The 16,132-nt window shown below is 72.3% G+C and carries 13 protein-coding genes; 5 read left to right on the top strand and 8 right to left on the bottom strand.

The window, feature by feature from the left end; all coding sequences use genetic code 11:
- Positions 1–373: 373 nt before the first annotated feature.
- Together ACFYTE_RS41555 and ACFYTE_RS41550 are read left to right on the top strand one after the other, a co-directional pair.
- Entirely contained in the window at positions 374–1,165 is a 792-nt protein-coding gene (locus ACFYTE_RS41555) for an ABC transporter ATP-binding protein (protein ID WP_388722390.1), read from the top strand.
- A complete protein-coding gene (locus ACFYTE_RS41550; protein WP_388722388.1) occupies positions 1,162–2,748 on the top strand; it encodes a transporter in 1,587 nt (528 codons plus the stop codon). Before ACFYTE_RS41555 ends, ACFYTE_RS41550 begins: the two co-directional genes overlap by 4 nt.
- A gap of 887 nt (positions 2,749–3,635) precedes the next feature.
- Here the strand turns inward: ACFYTE_RS41550 and ACFYTE_RS41545 are convergent.
- The gene (locus tag ACFYTE_RS41545; protein ID WP_388722386.1) at positions 3,636–4,493 is read right to left on the bottom strand and encodes an alpha/beta fold hydrolase; all 858 of its coding nucleotides are present in this window, start codon (positions 4,491–4,493) and stop codon (positions 3,636–3,638) included.
- 502 nt (positions 4,494–4,995) lie between these two features.
- Positions 4,996–5,688 carry a metal-dependent transcriptional regulator gene (locus tag ACFYTE_RS41540; RefSeq protein WP_388722384.1) on the bottom strand — a complete coding sequence of 231 codons (693 nt, stop codon included), beginning with the start codon at positions 5,686–5,688 and terminating at the stop codon, positions 4,996–4,998.
- A gap of 223 nt (positions 5,689–5,911) precedes the next feature.
- Between ACFYTE_RS41540 and ACFYTE_RS41535 the strand changes: the two genes are divergently transcribed.
- Complete coding sequence (locus ACFYTE_RS41535; RefSeq protein WP_388722382.1) at positions 5,912–6,667, top strand: SIS domain-containing protein; 756 nt, start codon at positions 5,912–5,914, stop codon at positions 6,665–6,667.
- Positions 6,668–6,768: 101 nt separating this feature from the next.
- Here the strand turns inward: ACFYTE_RS41535 and ACFYTE_RS41530 are convergent, their stop codons facing one another.
- Positions 6,769–8,187 (bottom strand): PAS domain-containing protein, encoded by a 1,419-nt coding sequence (locus ACFYTE_RS41530; RefSeq protein WP_388722380.1) that lies wholly within the window; start codon positions 8,185–8,187, stop codon positions 6,769–6,771.
- A gap of 615 nt (positions 8,188–8,802) precedes the next feature.
- Here ACFYTE_RS41530 and ACFYTE_RS41525 point away from each other — a divergent pair.
- Complete coding sequence (locus ACFYTE_RS41525; RefSeq protein ID WP_388722378.1) at positions 8,803–9,759, top strand: isopenicillin N synthase family dioxygenase; 957 nt, start codon at positions 8,803–8,805, stop codon at positions 9,757–9,759.
- Between the two features lie 21 nt (positions 9,760–9,780).
- Here the strand turns inward: ACFYTE_RS41525 and ACFYTE_RS41520 are convergent, their stop codons facing one another.
- Positions 9,781–10,881, bottom strand: coding sequence for a citrate synthase 2 (locus ACFYTE_RS41520; RefSeq protein ID WP_388722376.1), 1,101 nt, complete (start codon positions 10,879–10,881; stop codon positions 9,781–9,783).
- A gap of 232 nt (positions 10,882–11,113) precedes the next feature.
- Here ACFYTE_RS41520 and pdxH point away from each other — a divergent pair, with 232 nt between their 5' ends.
- On the top strand, positions 11,114–11,788 hold the full coding sequence (gene pdxH / locus ACFYTE_RS41515) for a pyridoxamine 5'-phosphate oxidase (protein WP_388722374.1): 675 nt from the start codon (positions 11,114–11,116) through the stop codon (positions 11,786–11,788).
- Between the two features lie 42 nt (positions 11,789–11,830).
- Here pdxH and ACFYTE_RS41510 read toward each other — a convergent pair whose 3' ends face one another.
- The 4 genes from ACFYTE_RS41510 to ACFYTE_RS41495 are packed head-to-tail and all read right to left on the bottom strand — an operon-like array spanning position 11,831 to position 15,985.
- Positions 11,831–12,430 (bottom strand): TetR/AcrR family transcriptional regulator, encoded by a 600-nt coding sequence (locus ACFYTE_RS41510; RefSeq protein ID WP_388722372.1) that lies wholly within the window; start codon positions 12,428–12,430, stop codon positions 11,831–11,833.
- On the bottom strand, positions 12,418–13,152 hold the full coding sequence (locus tag ACFYTE_RS41505) for an enoyl-CoA hydratase family protein (RefSeq protein WP_388722371.1): 735 nt from the start codon (positions 13,150–13,152) through the stop codon (positions 12,418–12,420). The genes ACFYTE_RS41510 and ACFYTE_RS41505 overlap by 13 nt, the downstream gene beginning before the upstream one ends.
- Positions 13,149–14,726, bottom strand: a complete 1,578-nt coding sequence (locus ACFYTE_RS41500) for a 4-coumarate--CoA ligase family protein (protein WP_388722369.1) — start codon at positions 14,724–14,726, stop codon at positions 13,149–13,151. Before ACFYTE_RS41500 ends, ACFYTE_RS41505 begins: the two co-directional genes overlap by 4 nt.
- A 35-nt stretch (positions 14,727–14,761) precedes the next feature.
- Positions 14,762–15,985 carry an acyl-CoA dehydrogenase family protein gene (locus ACFYTE_RS41495; protein WP_388722367.1) on the bottom strand — a complete coding sequence of 408 codons (1,224 nt, stop codon included), beginning with the start codon at positions 15,983–15,985 and terminating at the stop codon, positions 14,762–14,764.
- Between the last annotated feature and the right edge of the window lie 147 nt (positions 15,986–16,132).

The raw sequence follows: 16,132 nt of genomic DNA, 5'->3' as shown, positions 1-16,132 counted from the left end.
GCTGCCCACTCTCCGTCACTCATGTCGGTCGGATAGCGGTGTCTGCCGGACGGATGGTCCGCGGCGTTGCCGTACGTGTGGGCGAAGCAGTCGCATGTCCGTGTGTCCGGAATGGACTCTTTCACAGCAGACCGATACAACTGCGGCAACAGGGCCTCCCGGTGAGCAGTGGCGTAGACACCCCCTGTGCTACCGAGAGGCCCTGCCTTCATGCCCCCGCGCAGCCACAATCACCTGAACAGCACACCCGTACGGAACCCCAAGCTGCACACTCGGTTTCGAGAAGCCCTCTGAAGAAGCCTGGCGGGTGCGGGGTCGTGGGGGCTTGGCTTGGGGTTTCTTGGGGTTCTGGCGGGGGTCGTAGGGTGCTTGTATGTCGGAGGTAGCGGGAGTGGGCGGGGCCGCCGTGCGGGTGCGGGGGCTTTGGAAGCGGTTTGGGCAGCAGGTTGCCGTTGCCGGGGTCGATCTGGAGCTGCCCGCGGGGAAGTTCATCGGGCTGGTGGGGCCCAACGGCGCCGGGAAGACCACCACCCTGTCGATGGTGACCGGGCTGCTCAGGCCCGACCAGGGAAGCGTCGAGGTGGTCGGCCACGACGTGTGGCGGGACCCGGTGGCCGTCAAGGCACGGATCGGCGTGCTCCCTGAGGGGCTGCGGCTGTTCGAGCGGCTTTCCGGACGCGAACTGCTCGGCTACTCCGGGCGGTTGCGGGGCCTGCCCGGGCCCGAGGTGGACAAGCGGGCCACCCAGCTGCTGGACGTACTCGATCTCGCCGGGGCCCAGCACAAGCTCGTCGTCGACTACTCCACCGGCATGCGCAAGAAGATCGGGCTCGCCACTGCCCTCCTCCACAACCCCGAAGTCCTCTTTCTGGACGAGCCGTTCGAGGGCGTCGACCCGGTGTCCGCGCAGACCATCCGGGGCGTCCTTGAGCGGTACACGGCCTCCGGCGCCACCGTCGTCTTCTCCTCCCACGTCATGGAACTCGTCGAATCGCTGTGCGACTGGGTGGCCGTGATGGCGGCGGGCCGCATCCGCGCGACCGGCCCGCTGCCCGAGGTGCGCGGGGACCACTCCACCCTCCAGGACGCGTTCCTGGAACTGGTCGGCGCACAGGGCCGCGACGCCGGGTCCGACCTGGACTGGCTGGGCGGCGGCGCCCGATGAGCGACGTCACCGCCACCGTCGTACGGCTGAAACTGTCCCTGTTGCGCAACGGGCTCAGGCAGTCCGGCGGCCGGCGCGCCGCCTTCATCGCCTCAGCCGTCATCGCGCTGCTGTTCGCCGCGCTGCAACTGCTCGGCCTGCTCGCGCTGCGCGGACACGCCCACGCCGACGCCGTCGCCGTGCTGGGCACGGCCGTGCTCGCGCTGGGCTGGGCCGTGCTGCCGCTGTTCTTCCCCAGCGGGGACGAGACGCTGGACCCGACCCGGCTGGTGATGCTGCCGCTGCGCCCCCGCCTGCTGGTGCGGGCCCTGCTGGCGGCCTCGCTGGTCGGTATCGGCCCGCTGTTCACACTGCTCCTGCTGGCCGGCTGCGCCCTGTCGGTCGCCCGGGGCGCGGCGGCCTACGGCACCGCCGTCGTCGCGGTCGTCCTCGGGCTGCTGGTGTGCGTGGCCCTCGCCCGAGCCGTGGCCGCCGCCAACGTACGGCTGCTGACCAGCCGGAAGGGCCGCGATCTCGCGGTGCTCAGCGGGCTGGTCATCGCGGTCGGCGCGCAACTGGTCAACTTCGGTGCGCAGCGGCTCGGATCGACGGGGCTCGGGCAGCTGTCCCCGGTCGCCGACGTGCTGCGCTGGCTGCCGCCCGCTTCCGCGGTGGGCGCGGTGCACGCGGTCAGCGAACGGTCCTACGGCACGGCCGCCGCCCAACTGCTTTTGACCGCAGCGGCGTTGGCGCTGCTGGTCACCGTGTGGGCGCGCAGCCTGACCCGGCTGATGACCGCGCCCGACGGCTCCACCCTGCCGGCCGCCGACAGCGGCGCCCGCGAACGCGCCTCGACCCGGCTCGGGCGGCTGCTGCCCGCGGGCCGCACCGGTACGGTCATGGAACGCTCCCTGCGCTACATCTGGCGCGACCCCAAGACCAAGGCCGCGTGGGTGACCTCGCTCGCCATCGGCCTGATCGTGCCGGTGTTCAACGCGTTGCAAGGCACCGGTTCGATCTACTTCGCGTGCTTCGCCGCCGGGATGCTCGGCATCCAGATGTACAACCAGTTCGGGCAGGACACCTCCGCGTTCTGGATGGTGGCCGGGACCATCTCGTCCGGCCGGGACGCATATGTCGAACTGCGCGGCCGTGCGCTGGCGCTGCTGGTGATCACCCTGCCGTACGCCACCCTCGTGACCGTGCTGACCACGGCCATGCTGGGCGACTGGCCCCGGCTGCCCGAGGCGCTGGGCCTGTCCTTCGCGCTGCTCGGGGCGATGCTGGCGACCGGCGCGTGGACCTCGGCCCGTTTTCCGTACTCCATCCCGCAGGAGGGCTACAAGAACGTCGCGCCCGGGCAGGCCGGCCTCGCCTGGATCGCGATCTTCGGCGGCATGGTCTCGGCGGCCCTGCTGTGCGCGCCGGTCATCGCGCTCGCCATCTGGCTGAACGTGAGCGGGGGCGGCGATGCCTTCACCTGGCTGCTGCTCCCGGTCGGCGCCGCCTACGGCGCGACGATCACCCTGCTGGGCCTGCGACTCGCGGCCCCGCAAACGGCGGCCCGCCTACCAGAAATCCTGACAGCTGTAAGCAAAACCTGACCACGCCTGCGACGCCTACGGCGCTATGGCGGTAGTGGCTGCTGGCGGCAGTGGCGCTGGTGGCGGCGGTCCGCCGGCGGCCACCCGGCCGGGACCGCCCACGCGGCCGATCCGGGCGCTGCACGGCACTTCACCCGACCGGGACCGGCATAGGGCCGACGCGCGCCAACCCGCTCACCGCGCCGCCCGCGCTGCCCGCCACGAACGGCGCCGCACAACCACCGGTCAACGAACCACCCAGCCGACCCCACCCCCACGAGCCGCCCGCACCCCCACGAGCCGCCCGTGCAGACCGGCCACCCCCGCGAAACCGACCCACACCCACGCAGCGCCCCGCCCCTACGAAAATCGCCCGCATGCCGCAAGACCGGCCCGCTCTCCTCGGAGGAAACACCCCGCGAGACCCGCTCTCCCCGTACGAACAGCCCACACCCCGCGAGGCCCCGCAAGACCACCCACACCCACCGCAGCCCCCTCACCCACGACAACCGCCCGCACTCAGCCCCCTCACCCCCGCGAAGAGCGCACCACGCCCCGGGAAACCGCCCGCACCCGCGAGAACCGCCCTGCCCCCTACGAACAACCCACACCCCGCGAGACCCCCGCAAGACCACCCACACCCACCGCAGCCCCCTCACCCACGACAACCGCCCGCACTCAGCCCCCTCAGCCCGCGAGAGCCGCCTGCACCCGCGAGAACCGCCCTCCCCCAGTACGAACAACCCACACCCCCGCGAGGCCGCCCGTACCCGCGGTCAGGCCCCGTGCCCCGCGAGGCCCCCGCACGCGGGCTCTGGTCCCTCACCTCCGTGAGGCCGGCCGCGCCCCGTGAGACGCCTCGCAAGACCGTGCGCGCCCGTGCCGCCCGCGCCCCGTGAGGGTTGTTGTCACTTCTTGGTGACCGTGGTCAGGAAGGGTTCGATCGCGGTGCGCCAGGCTTCCGGGCGGTCGTAGTGGACGAAGTGGCCCGCGTCGGCGACCTCCGCGTACTGGCCGTGGGGCAGGACCCGGACCATCTCCTGGGCCTCGGCGCGGCCCAGCTCGCCGTCGAGGCCGCGGACGACCAGGGTGGGACAGCGGACCTGGGCCAGTTCCTCCCAGTGCGCGTCGTAGACCCAGGTCTCGCGGGACTTCAGCATCCGCTCGGGCTCGAAGACGGGCCGCCAGCCGTCGACCGACTCGTGCATGACCTCGGCGAAGAACGCGCCGCGCGCCGGGTTCGGCCGGTCCACCCAGGGGTCGTCCTCGCCGAACCACTTGCGTACGTCGGCGAGCGTGGCGAAGGGCACGGGCCAGGACTTGAACCAGTCGGCCCACTCGCGCTGCGAGGCCCCGCCCAGCGCAGAGGCCCGCATGTCGCAGATGATCAGCGCCCGCACCAGATCGGGGCGCTTGGCGGCCAGCTGCCAGGCGGTGAGCGCGCCCATGGCATGCCCGATGAGCACGGCCGGGCCGAGACCGAGCTGCTCGACGGCCGCCTCGGCGTCCTCGATATAGGCCTCGCGGGTGTAGGCGACCTGCGGGGGCTTCTCGCTCTGGCCGTGGCCGCGCTGGTCCAGAGCGATGGCCCGATGACGCTCGGAAAGCCAGCGCCCGGTGGCCGCCCAGTGCGAGGCACGCCCCATCAGGCCGTGCAATAACAGCACCCCGGGCCCGTGCTCCGGGTCCCTCTTGGGAGGGTCGGCGAACTCCCAGGCGGCCAGGCCCACGCCGCCCGCTCCCCTCACGTCGATACGCCGTGCCATGCGCTGGCACCCCCCTAGCTCCGCTCGGACCGTACCGCTGTCCTGCCGTCGTACCGCTGCGTTGCCCAGCTGCCGCCGAAGACGGCCGCAGATTATCGAATGTCTATTCGGAACTGCTGCCTCTGCAGGCAACACCCCTCATTCGAGTGACCCTCGGCGAGGAATGATCGTCGCCACCGAGGGGAGTTCTTACGCGGGAGGCGGACCACTCGGGGAAAACGGTCCGCGGGGATGACCCTGAGAGCTCGGGGCTCCGGGTCAGCACAGGGGAGGACAGGCCCCGGCGCCGCACGGCGCCGGGGCCCACCCCCTGTCTGCGGCACATCCTCCCCACCCCCCTGTGGTCATATGCCTCTCGCGACAGCCTCGCACGGGAACCGTCGAAGCGCTGCCATTCGGCGTACCGAATCCTGGATGCGGCATCGTTCGACCGGGCGCACGACCGGCGCGCCGGTCACGGAAGCCGACGGCGGACCCGGACGCCGGCCGGGGCGCCGCGCGCTCAGCGCTTGGCGACGAACACGTGGGAGGCCACGTCGGACTCCAGCTCGGCCGCCTCACCGCTGCTGCCCACGAGCACACCGGCCGCCGACTCGGTCACGCTCACCACCGAACCGGGCTGCACGCCCGCCCGGCGCAGCGTGTACATCAGCTGCGCGTCGGTCTGGATCGGCTCGCCGATACGGCGGACGACGACCGTCTTGCCGTCCGCGCCCGGATCGAGGTCCGCCAGCGACACCATGCCCTCGTCCAGGAACGGGTCGGCCCCGTCCTTCTCGCCCAGTTCCTCCAGGCCCGGGATGGGATTGCCGTACGGCGACTCGGTCGGGTGGCGCAGCAACTCCAGGACGCGGCGCTCCACCGCCTCGCTCATCACGTGCTCCCAGCGGCACGCCTCCGCGTGCACCTGCTCCCACTCCAGGCCGATCACGTCGACGAGCAGGCACTCCGCGAGGCGGTGCTTGCGCATCACGCGCGTGGCCAGCCGACGGCCCTCGTCGGTCAGCTCCAGGTGCCGGTCGCTCGCCACCGAGACCAGGCCGTCACGTTCCATGCGCGCCACCGTCTGGCTCACCGTCGGCCCGCTCTGGTCCAGCCGCTCGGCGATGCGGGCGCGCATCGGGACCACGCCTTCCTCCTCCAGTTCGAGGATGGTGCGGAGGTACATCTCCGTGGTGTCGATCAGTCCGGACATACGTGCCCCTTGATTACCTGTGCCGGAAGCTCACCGCTCTCCGGCGTGCGCTGGCCCTGGCCTCAATTCTGACGCATACCACTGACAACCGTGCCGCACCGCCGAAACCACCGGGTGACGAGTGCGTGCGCGGCGCGCCCGGGACCAGCCCACCGCGTATTGACAGCGCACTGGTCCAGACCGCACGGTGATCCGCGACACAGACGCTGCGAAGGGGCACCGCATGAGCGACGGCACACCGGCCGACCAGTTCTTCGACGCCGCCATCGGCCTGCTGCAACGGGCCCGTGACGAGGAGTCCGCGGCCATCGCCGCCGCCGGCACGCTCCTCGCCGACACCGTGGAGGCCGGCGGCCGGATGTTCGCCTTCGGCGCCGGCCACTCCTCCCTCGCCGCCCAGGACATCGTCTACCGGGCCGGCGGTCTCGCCCTGATGAACCTGCTCCCCGTCCCCGGGGCGGTCGGCGTCGACGTCGTCCCCGCCACGCTCGGCTCCGCCCTCGAACGCGTCGACGGTCTGGCCACCGCCGTCCTGGACACCTCGCCGCTCCGGGCCGACGACGCCCTCGTGATCATCTCGCTGTCCGGGCGCAACGCCCTCCCCGTGGAGATGGCGATGCACGCCCGCTCCCTGGGTGCCAGGGTCATCGGCGTGACCTCGGTGGCGTACGCCGCGCAGACCACCTCCCGGCACTCCTCGGGCACCTACCTGAAGGACCACTGTGACATCGTCCTCGACTCGAAGATCGCGGTCGGTGACGCGGAACTCACCCTCGACACCATCCCGGCCCCCTTCGCCCCGGCCTCCACTGTCGTCACCGCCGCCCTGCTCCAGGCGGTCATGGCCACGACGGCGCAGACCCTCGCCGCCCGCGGCACCGAACCACCCCTGCTGCGCTCCGGCAACGTCGACGGCGGCCACGAGTGGAACACCCAGATCATGAACGAGTACCGCGACCGAATCTTCTACCGCCACTGACCCCCCGACCCGGCGCCCCGAAGGGGCGCGGGGAACTACGCGAGCAACCCCCACACCACCGCAGACGAACGACGACCCACGCCGCCGCAGACGAACGCGGCTCACTCAGCGGAGCACGCCGCCAGGTCCAGCGCCGCCGCGATACGGGCCGCCACATCCTCCGCGTACGTCGCGTCGACGCGTTCGAAGCCGGTGCGTGCGGCACCGCGCAGGAACGTCACGACACCCAGCGTGCGCCCCCGGCTGCGCAGCACCGCACACAGCGCGTGCACGCAGTCCCCGGGCCACTGCCGGGCCAGCGCCCACTCGCGGGCCCGCTCCGCTGACATGCCGCCGGCATCGGCCCGCACCGTCCCGCCCCGCTCGGCGCACTGGAGCGCGGGGTGGCCGTCCTCGTAGCGCACCGGCAGCCCGGCCGCGCCGGTGAGCAGGCTGGGCCCCGGCGCACCGGACGGGGTCGCGGCGATCCGCACCAGCCGCGCCCGCGCCGCACCGTCGTCGCCCGGCGGCGGACCCGCCACCCGGTCGATCAGCGCATGGTCGGCGAAACCGGCGAGCGCGAAGTCGAGGTGGACGGTCGCCGCCTCCGCCGGGTCCTCGCACTCGGCCGCCGCACGGGCCGCCCGGTGCAACTGGTTGGTGCGGAAGCGCAGCAGCGACGCCTCCTGCTCGCCCTGCTTGGCCTCGGTCACGTCCTGGAACAGCCAGCCCACCCCGAGCGGCACCGGCTCCTCCGCGAGCGGCGAGGCGAGCCGCAGGAAACCGCTGCGCCAGCACCGCCGCCGCTCGCCCTCCGGGGTCCGCACCGCCACCCACATCTCGGCCGGCGCGGGCGGCGCGCCCTCGGCCAGCACATGCGTGAGCGCGCCCTCCAGCTCCTCCACACCCTGTGCGAGGAGTTCGCCGAAGGGCCGGCCGAGCGCGGACGTACGCCCTATGCCCAGCGCCCGTGCCGCGTGCGCGTTCACGACCGCGGGCCGCAGGTCGGCGTCGACGAGCACGACCCCCCACGCCGCGTCCTCGAACAACGCCTCGCTCAGCGCGATCGACCGCTCCAGGTCGATCTGCGCGTGCACCTCGCTGAAGGCGCAGTACACCCCGGCCGGCTTGCCGTCCGGCCCGCGCACCGCCGCGGACTGGGTGCGCACCAGGACCCGACCGCCGTCCTTGGTGACCAGCGCGAACTCGTGCACCTGCCGGCCGGGCGCATGCATCGCGGACAGCAGCCGGCCCTCGACCTCCTCGGCGTCGGCGCTGCGCACCGCCCAGCCCGCGAACCCCTGCCGCCCCACCGCCTCGGCGGCGGTCCAGCCGAGGATCCGCTCCGCCTCCCGGTTCCAGTGGGTGACCACGCCGTCCGCGTCGAAGGCGCACAGCGCCGCGTCCATCCCGTCCAGCAGCGCGGCGAGCAGGTCTGAGCCGCCCGGGTCCTCCGGACCGGACGCGCCCGCGCCACCGTCCCGCTCGGGCTCGTCCGGCCCGAGTTCGTCGGTGGTCCCACTACGCCGGGAAGCACTCACCCTGGACCCCCTGCAGGCTGCGTCCGCACACACGGCGCGAAAATTCGCTCTCTGCCTTTCATTCAACTCGAACGTGACACAACACACACTTGGTTCCCGCAAGATTGAAGGAATCGTTGTAGACCTGCTGCCTGGCGCCCTTCGCCGCACGCCGCAAGGGGATCGTCAACGCCTCCGAAAATCCCTTGAACGCCCGCCGCCTCCTTCTTAGGGTGGCTGTTACGTCGAAAGGAGGTGATCGGGTACATGAGTGAAACCCGGACGCGCGAGGTGGCTGCGGGCTAGCGGCCTGCCACCACACCCAGTGCGGTGCCGGACCAGCGTGGGCAAGCGACACGCAGCCGGCCTAATCCAACGCAGTCACCCGACCCGCGGGCTCGCCGGTACGTCCGGCCGGCTTCTTCGTCGTTCGACGGAGGACCCGAGTCCGCGGGTCGTCTGCGTCTGCGGAGACGACCGGCGAGGGAAGGGGCGTTACCCATGGCCCATGCTTGCGATGCTCGTTCGGCGCCGTCATGTGGACTTTCTGCGCGTCACGAGCATGGCCTGTCGGCGCACCGCCTGACCGGCCCTCTCGCTCGTTCGACGCCTCTCTTGAGCCGCGGACGCACCCCCATGACGCATCCCCCGTCGTACGACCACCTGCCCATCATCGATCTGTCGGCCGCCGACCGCGGACCGCAGGCACGGGCCCTGCTGCACGCGCAACTGCACAGCGCCGCCCACGATGTCGGCTCCTTCCAGCTCGTCGGGCACGGCGTGCCCCGCGCCGAGAGGGAGGCGTTGCTCACCGCGACGCGTGCCTTCTTCGCCCTCCCCGAGGCCGGCCGGCTCGCCCTGGACAAGGTCAACTCGCCGCACTTCCGCGGCTACACCGGCGGCGACCGGCGTGAGCAGTTCGACATAGGCCCGGAACGCCCGGCGTGCGTCCCCGGTCCCGGGGAGCCCGCGTACGGGTGGCTTGAGGGCCCCAACCAGTGGCCCGCCGCCCTCCCCGCACTGCCTACCGCCGCCCTCGCCTGGATCGACCGGCTCAGCGGCGTGGCCCGGCGGCTGCTGCGCGAACTGCTCACCGCGATCGGCGCTCCCGCCGGCTTCTACGACCCCGTACTCGGCGACCGCGCGCACCCGCGCCTGAGGCTCGTGCGCCATCCCCGGAGCGCGGGCGACGGCACCGGCCGGGGCGTCGGCGCGCACCAGGACCGCGGCTTCCTGACGCTGCTGCTCCAGGACACCGGCGGCGGCTTCCCCGACGTACTGCCGCTGGACGGCGCCTTCGTGGTCAGCGTCGGCGACCTGCTGGAGGCGGCGACCGACGGCTATCTGATCGCCGCCGACCACCGGCTCACCGGCCCCACCGAGCGCGTCTGCGTCCCGTTCTCCTGCGCCCCGCGGCTCGACGCGCGCGTGGCGCCGCTGCCGTTCCCGTACGCGGGCGCGGCGCCCGGCTTCACCGCCGCCACGGACGACCCGCTGCGCGCCGAGTACGGCCATCACGCACTGAAGGGCGAGCTGCGCGCCCACCCGCAGGTCGCCCGGCGCCACCACGGGAGCCTGCTCACGCCCGCGTGAGAAGCGTCCCGGGGCGGCTCCTCAGTGGGCGATGGCCTCGTATCCGGCGACCTCGCGGGGGCTGCGCGGTCCGGGCCCCACATAGCGTGCCGAGGGCCGCACCAGGCGTCCCGTCCGCTTCTGCTCCAGGATGTGCGCCGACCATCCCGCGGTCCGGGCGCAGGTGAACATCGAGGTGAACATCTGCGCGGGCACCTCGGCGAAATCCAGCATGATCGCCGCCCAGAACTCGACGTTGGTGGCGAGGACCCGGTCCGGGCGGCGGTTGTGCAGTTCCTCCAGGGCCGCCTTCTCCAGTGCCTCGGCGATCTCGTAGCGCGGTGCGCCCAGCTCACGGGCGGTGCGGCGCAGCACGCGCGCGCGGGGGTCCTCGGCGCGGTACACCCGGTGTCCGAAGCCCATCAGCCGCTCGCCCCGGTCCAGGGCCTGCTTGACGTACGCCTCGGCGTCGCCGGTCCGCTCGATCTCCTCGATCATCCCGAGGACTCGGGAGGGTGCGCCGCCGTGCAGCGGACCCGACATGGCACCGACCGCGCCGGACAGCGCGGCGGCCACGTCGGCGCCGGTGGAGGCGATGACGCGGGCGGTGAAGGTGGAGGCGTTCATGCCGTGTTCGGCGGCGGAGGTCCAGTAGGCGTCGACGGCCGCGACGTGCTTGGGGTCCGGCTCGCCGCGCCAGCGGATCATGAACCGCTCGACGATCGTCTGTGCCTTGTCGATCTCCCGCTGCGGCACCATCGGCAGGGTCTGGCCGCGTGCCGACTGGGCGACGTAGGACAGGGCCATCACGGCGGCACGGGCGAGGTCGTCGCGGGCCTGCTCCTCGTCGATGTCGAGCAGCGGTTTCAGCCCCCACACCGGGGCGAGCATGGCGAGCGCCGACTGCACGTCGACCCGGATGTCACCGGAGTGCACGGGGATCGGGAACGGCTCGGCGGGCGGCAGACCGGGGTTGAAGGCGCCGTCCACGAGCAGCCCCCACACGTTCCCGAAGGAGACGTGACCCACCAGTTCCTCGATGTCGACGCCCCGGTACCGCAGGGCGCCGCCTTCCTTGTCCGGTTCGGCGATCTCCGTCTCGAATGCGACGACTCCTTCGAGCCCGGGTACGAAGTCGGACATGGGGCGGCTCCTCGTGGTGTGTGCGGCGCGGGCCGGAACGCGGTTACCACCACGGTTCCACGGTCGCTCTCAGGACTCGCGGTCCGGGCGGTCACCCCGGTGATGCCCCGACCGGCCGATGCTCACCCGACCGCCTGGGCATCAGCACCATAACCCCGGGTGCCAGCGTTGGGGAGGGTCCGCGGCACTCGGTGCCATACGAGTGCGGACGGGTATACGGCAGGATGACCGGGTGACCGACCGCGACCCTATTCTCGATCCCGCCGCCATGCGCAAGCACTACCGGGTGGAAGGTCTCGACGAGACCGACCTGGCCGCGCACCCGATGGACCAGTTCGCCCGCTGGTTCGAGCATGCCGCGCTGGCCGCCGCGCACGGCACGCTCTACGAGCCGAACGCGATGGTCCTCTCCACGGCGGACGCCGAGGGCCGGCCCAGCTCCCGGACGGTCCTGCTGAAGCAGTACGACGAGTACGGCTTCGTCTTCTACACCAACTACGACTCCCGCAAGGCCCGTGAGCTGGCCGGCAACCCGTATGTGTCCGTGGTGTTCCCCTGGCATCCGATCGCCCGCCAGGTCGTCGTCTCGGGTACCGCCCGGCGCACCGGCCGCGACGAGACCGCCGCCTATTTCCGCACCCGTCCGCACGGTTCGCAGCTGGGTGCCTGGGCCAGCGCCCAGTCGTCGGTGATCCCGTCCCGGACCGGTCTTGAGGCGTCCTACGCCGAGTTGGCCGCCCGCTATCCGGAGGGCGAGCAGGTGCCGGTGCCGCCCGACTGGGGCGGTTTCCGCATCGCGCCGCGGACCGTCGAGTTCTGGCAGGGCCGCGAGAACCGGCTGCACGACCGGCTGCGTTACGTCGCCGAGCCGGACGGCTCCTGGCGGCTGGAGCGGCTGAGTCCGTGACCGGTCGGCGCGGCCCGCCGGCGGTGTCCACGTGCGCGGTTCTCAGGCCAGTGCTTCGTCCAGGAGGACCGTCCACTGGGCGACCACGCGGGCACGGCGGGGTGTGTCGTCGGTGAGGAGGTTGGCCAGGCCGAGGCCGCGGGCCATGTCGAGCAGTCCCTGCACGGTCTCGCGGACACCGGGCCGGGACTCGTCGGCGTCGAGCAGTTCCACCGCTATCCGGTGGGTCTCGCGGCCGACGCGGGCCTCCAGTTCGGTCACCCGGGGCCGCAGCTGCTCCTCGTCTCCGGCGGCGACCCACAGGTGCAGGGCGGCACGGAAGAGGGGGCCCGTGTACAGGTCGACGAGGGCGGCGACGACGGCGGGGCGGGCCGCGGCGCCGTCCGGGAAGAGGGCCCGCAGTGCGGCGGACCGCTGCTCGGCGACGTATTCGACGGCCGCCGTGAACAGGTCCTCGCGGGTGCGGAAGTGGTGCTGGGCGGCGCCGCGGGAGACGCCCGCGCGTTCGGCGACGACCGAGACGGTGGAGCCCGCCCAGCCGTGCTCGGCGAGGCAGGCCACGGCGGCCTCCAGCAGCCGCTGCCGGGTGGCCCGGCTGCGGTCCTGCTTGGGGAGGCGGTCGACTGCGGTCACAGCACCCATGGGGCATCCCGTCGTTCGAGGAAGGCCGTCATCCCCTCCCGGGCCTGCGCGGAGGAGAACAGCCGGGCGGAGAGCGCGGTCAGATCGGCCGCCGCCCGGTCGAATGTCTCCAGCACCCTAGCCGTGAGCAGGCGCTTCGTCGCGGCCAGGCCCTGGGGCGAGGATCTGCGCAGGCCGTCGAGGACGGGGGCGAGCGCCGCGTCGACATCGTCCCCGTGGAGGGTCAGCAGGCCGATACGGGTGGCTTCGGCGGCGTCGAAACGCTCGCCGGTGAGGTAGTAGCGGGCCAGGGCGCGCGGGTCGGCGCGCGGGATCACGGGCAGCGAGATGACGGCCGGTGCCACTGCGATGCGTACCTCGGTGAAGGCGAATGTGGCCTCGGTGACGGCGGCCGCGATGTCGCAGGCGGCGAGCAGCCCGAGGCCGCCCGCGCGGACGTGTCCGGTGATCCGGGCGACGACCGGTTTGTCGAGTTCGACGAGCTGCCGCAGCAGGGCGACGAGGGTGTCGGGCTGGGGCGGGTCGCGCAGGTCGGCGCCGGCGCAGAAGGTGCCGCCGGTGTGGGTGAGGACGACGGCCCGTACGCCGGGGTCGGCGGCGCATTCGGCCAGCGCGTCCGCGAGGCCGTCGACCAGGGCGGCCGACAGGGCGTTGCGGGTGTCGACCGAGTCCAGGCTGAGGGTTTCGATGCCACGCGCGCGCGTACGTCCGATCGGCGTCACGCCGGCCTCCCGGGTACGCGCAGTTCGCGGCGGAGGATCTTGCCGGAGACGGACCGGGGCACCCCGTCGATGAAGGTGACGTGCCGTATCCGTTTGTAGGGGGCGACGCGTTCGGCGACGTACATCATGATCTCGCCCTCGGTGGGGCCGGCCGCGGCGGACCGGCGGACGACGCAGGCGTGCGGGACCTCGTTGTGGTCGTCGTCGTAGACGCCGATGACGGCGGCGTCGGCGATGCCGGGGTGGGTCAGCAGCAGCGCCTCCAGTTCGGCGGGGGCGACCTGGAAGCCCTTGTACTTGATGAGTTCCTTGACCCGGTCGACTACGAACAGCCAGCCGTCGGCGTCGACGTGTCCGACGTCCCCGGTGTGCAGCCAGCCATCGGGGTCGATCATGGCGGCGGTCTCGTCGGGACGGCCCAGGTAGCCCTTCATCACCTGGGGGCCGCGGATCAGGATCTCGCCGGGCTCTCCGGTGCCGAGGTCCCGGCCGGGGTCGTCGAGGGAGACGATGCGCATCTCGGTGCCGGCGATGAGCTTGCCGACGGTGCCGGGCGGCGCCTGCTCCATGGCGTCCAGCGGAACGACGTGGGTGCCGGGCGAGAGTTCCGTCATGCCGTACGCCTGGCCGACCGGCGGCAGGCCCAGGCGGCGCGCGCAGACGGCGGCGAGCCGTGCGTCCAGGGGCGCGGCGGCGCTGATGACGTACCGCAGCGACGACAGGTCGTAGCGGGCGACCACCGGGTGCTTGGCGAGGGCGAGGACGATCGGCGGGGCGACGTAGAGGCCGGTGATGCGGTGGGTCTCGATGGCCGCAAGGAACGTCTCCAGGTCGAAACGGGGCAGGACGACGACGGTGGCGCCCAGTCTGAGAGGGGCGTTCATCAGCGCGGTCAGGCCGTAGATGTGGAAGAACGGCAGGACGGCGAGGATGCGGTCGCCGGGCGCGGCGGAGGCCGCGGGTTCCAGCTGGGCCAGGTTGGTGGCGATCTGCCGGTGGGTGAGCATCACGCCCTTGGGGATGCCGGTCGTGCCGGACGAGTACGGCAGGACGGCGATGTCCTCGGCCGGGTCGATGGCGAGGTGTGGTTCGGGCCCGGTGCGGGCCGACAGGTCGGTCAGGGAGCGGTGGCCGGGCGCGCCGTCGCAGACGAAGATCTCCCGGATGCCGCCCGCGAGTTCGGCGGCCCGCCGGGCGGTGGCCAGCAGCGGTGCGACGGTGACGATCCAGCGGGCCGCCGCGTCGCGCAGTTGCTTGGCGAACTCCTCCGGGGTGGCGAGCGGGTGCACGGTCGTGACGGCGGCACCGGCGCGCGTGGCCGCGTAGAAGACGGTCGGGAAGGCGATGGTGTTCGGGCTGTGCAGGGCGAGCACGTCGCCCTTGCGGACGCCGGTGGCGGCGAGGGCGGCGGCCACGCGCCGGTGGAAACGGTCCAGTTGGGCGTAGCTGAGGGTGGTGCCGTCCACGCCGTCGATCAGCGCGGCCCGGTCGCCGAACTCGGCGGCCCGGCCCAGGACGGCCTCGTGGATGGGCAGTTCCAGGGCCGGGACGTCTGCGTACTCGCTGCGGAACACGGATCCTCCTCGCGGGCCGGGTGGGCCGGACGGGCCTAATAGGACTTGGGCAGGCCGAGGGTCTGGTGCGAGACATAGTTGAGGATCATCTCCCGGCTCACCGGTGCGATGCGGGCCACGCGCGAGGCCGTTATCAGCGAGGCGAGTCCGAACTCCCGGGTGAGGCCGTTGCCGCCGAGGGTGTGCACGGCCTGGTCGACGGCCTTCACACAGGCTTCCCCGGCCGCGTACTTGGCCATGTTGGCGGCCTCGCCGGCGCCGATGTCGTCGCCTGCGTCGTGGAGGTGGGCGGCCTTCTGCATCATCAGCCGGGCCAGTTCGAGGTCGATGTGCGCCTGCGCGAGGGGGTGCGCGATGGCCTGGTGGGCGCCGATGGGGGTCTGCCAGACGGTGCGGTCCCGGGCGTATGCGACCGCCTTGGACAGCGCGTGGCGGCCCATGCCGAGCGCGAACGCGGCCGTCATGATCCGTTCCGGGTTGAGCCCGGCGAACAGGTGCAGCAGACCCGCGTTCCCCTCCTCACCTTCCCCACCTTCCCCACCTTTCCCACCTTCCCCACCTTCCCCACCCTCCCCACCGACAAGGGCGTCGGCGGGCAGCCGCACGTCGTCCAGGGTGAGTTCGAACTGCTTCTCGGCGGCGCTCAGTTCCATGTCGATGGGCCGCCGCGCAAAGCCCTCGGCATCACGCGGAACGATGAACAGGCACGGCTTGAGACGGCCCGTGCGTGCATTCTCGGTGCGGGCGACGATCAGTACCGCGTCGGCGATGTCCACCCCGGAGATGAACACCTTGCGGCCGGTCAGCAGCCAGTCGCCGCTGCCGGGGTCGCGGCGGGCCGTGGTGGTGATGCGGTGCGAGTTGGAGCCGGCGTCGGGCTCGGTGATGCCGAAGGCCATGGTGCGGGTGCCGTCGGCGATGCCGGGCAGCCAGGCGCGTTTTTGCTCCTCGGTGCCGAAGCGGGCGATGACCGTGCCGCAGATCGCGGGCGACACGACCAGCATGAGCAGCGGACAGCCGGCGGCGCCCAACTCCTCAAGGACGATGGCGAGTTCGGTGATGCCGCCGCCCCCGCCGCCGTATTCCTCCGGCAGGTTGACGCCGAGGTAGCCGAGTTTCCCTGCCTCGGACCACAGTTCGGCGGGGTGGCGGCCCTCGGCGACGGTGCGGGTGAGGTATTCACGGCCGTAGCGTGCGCCGAGGGCGGCCACGGCGGCCCGCAGTGCCTTGTGCTCTTCGGACTCGATCAGGGTGGTCATGCGTTACCTCCGCGTGCGGCTCGTCCCTGGTTGCTCGCTCGGTCCCTCGCGCGCCTAGTACTCCAGTGTGGTTTCGTGAGCTATCCAGTGGCTTCGTCGGTGGATCGCCGTCTGTAGTGGCTTTGTCGAGCTGTCGTCTGGTGCCGT

The sequence above is a fragment of the Streptomyces sp. NPDC004629 genome (genome assembly GCF_042873595.1).
Taxonomy (GTDB): domain Bacteria; phylum Actinomycetota; class Actinomycetes; order Streptomycetales; family Streptomycetaceae; genus Streptomyces.
This window is presented reverse-complemented; position numbering and strand designations above follow the sequence as displayed.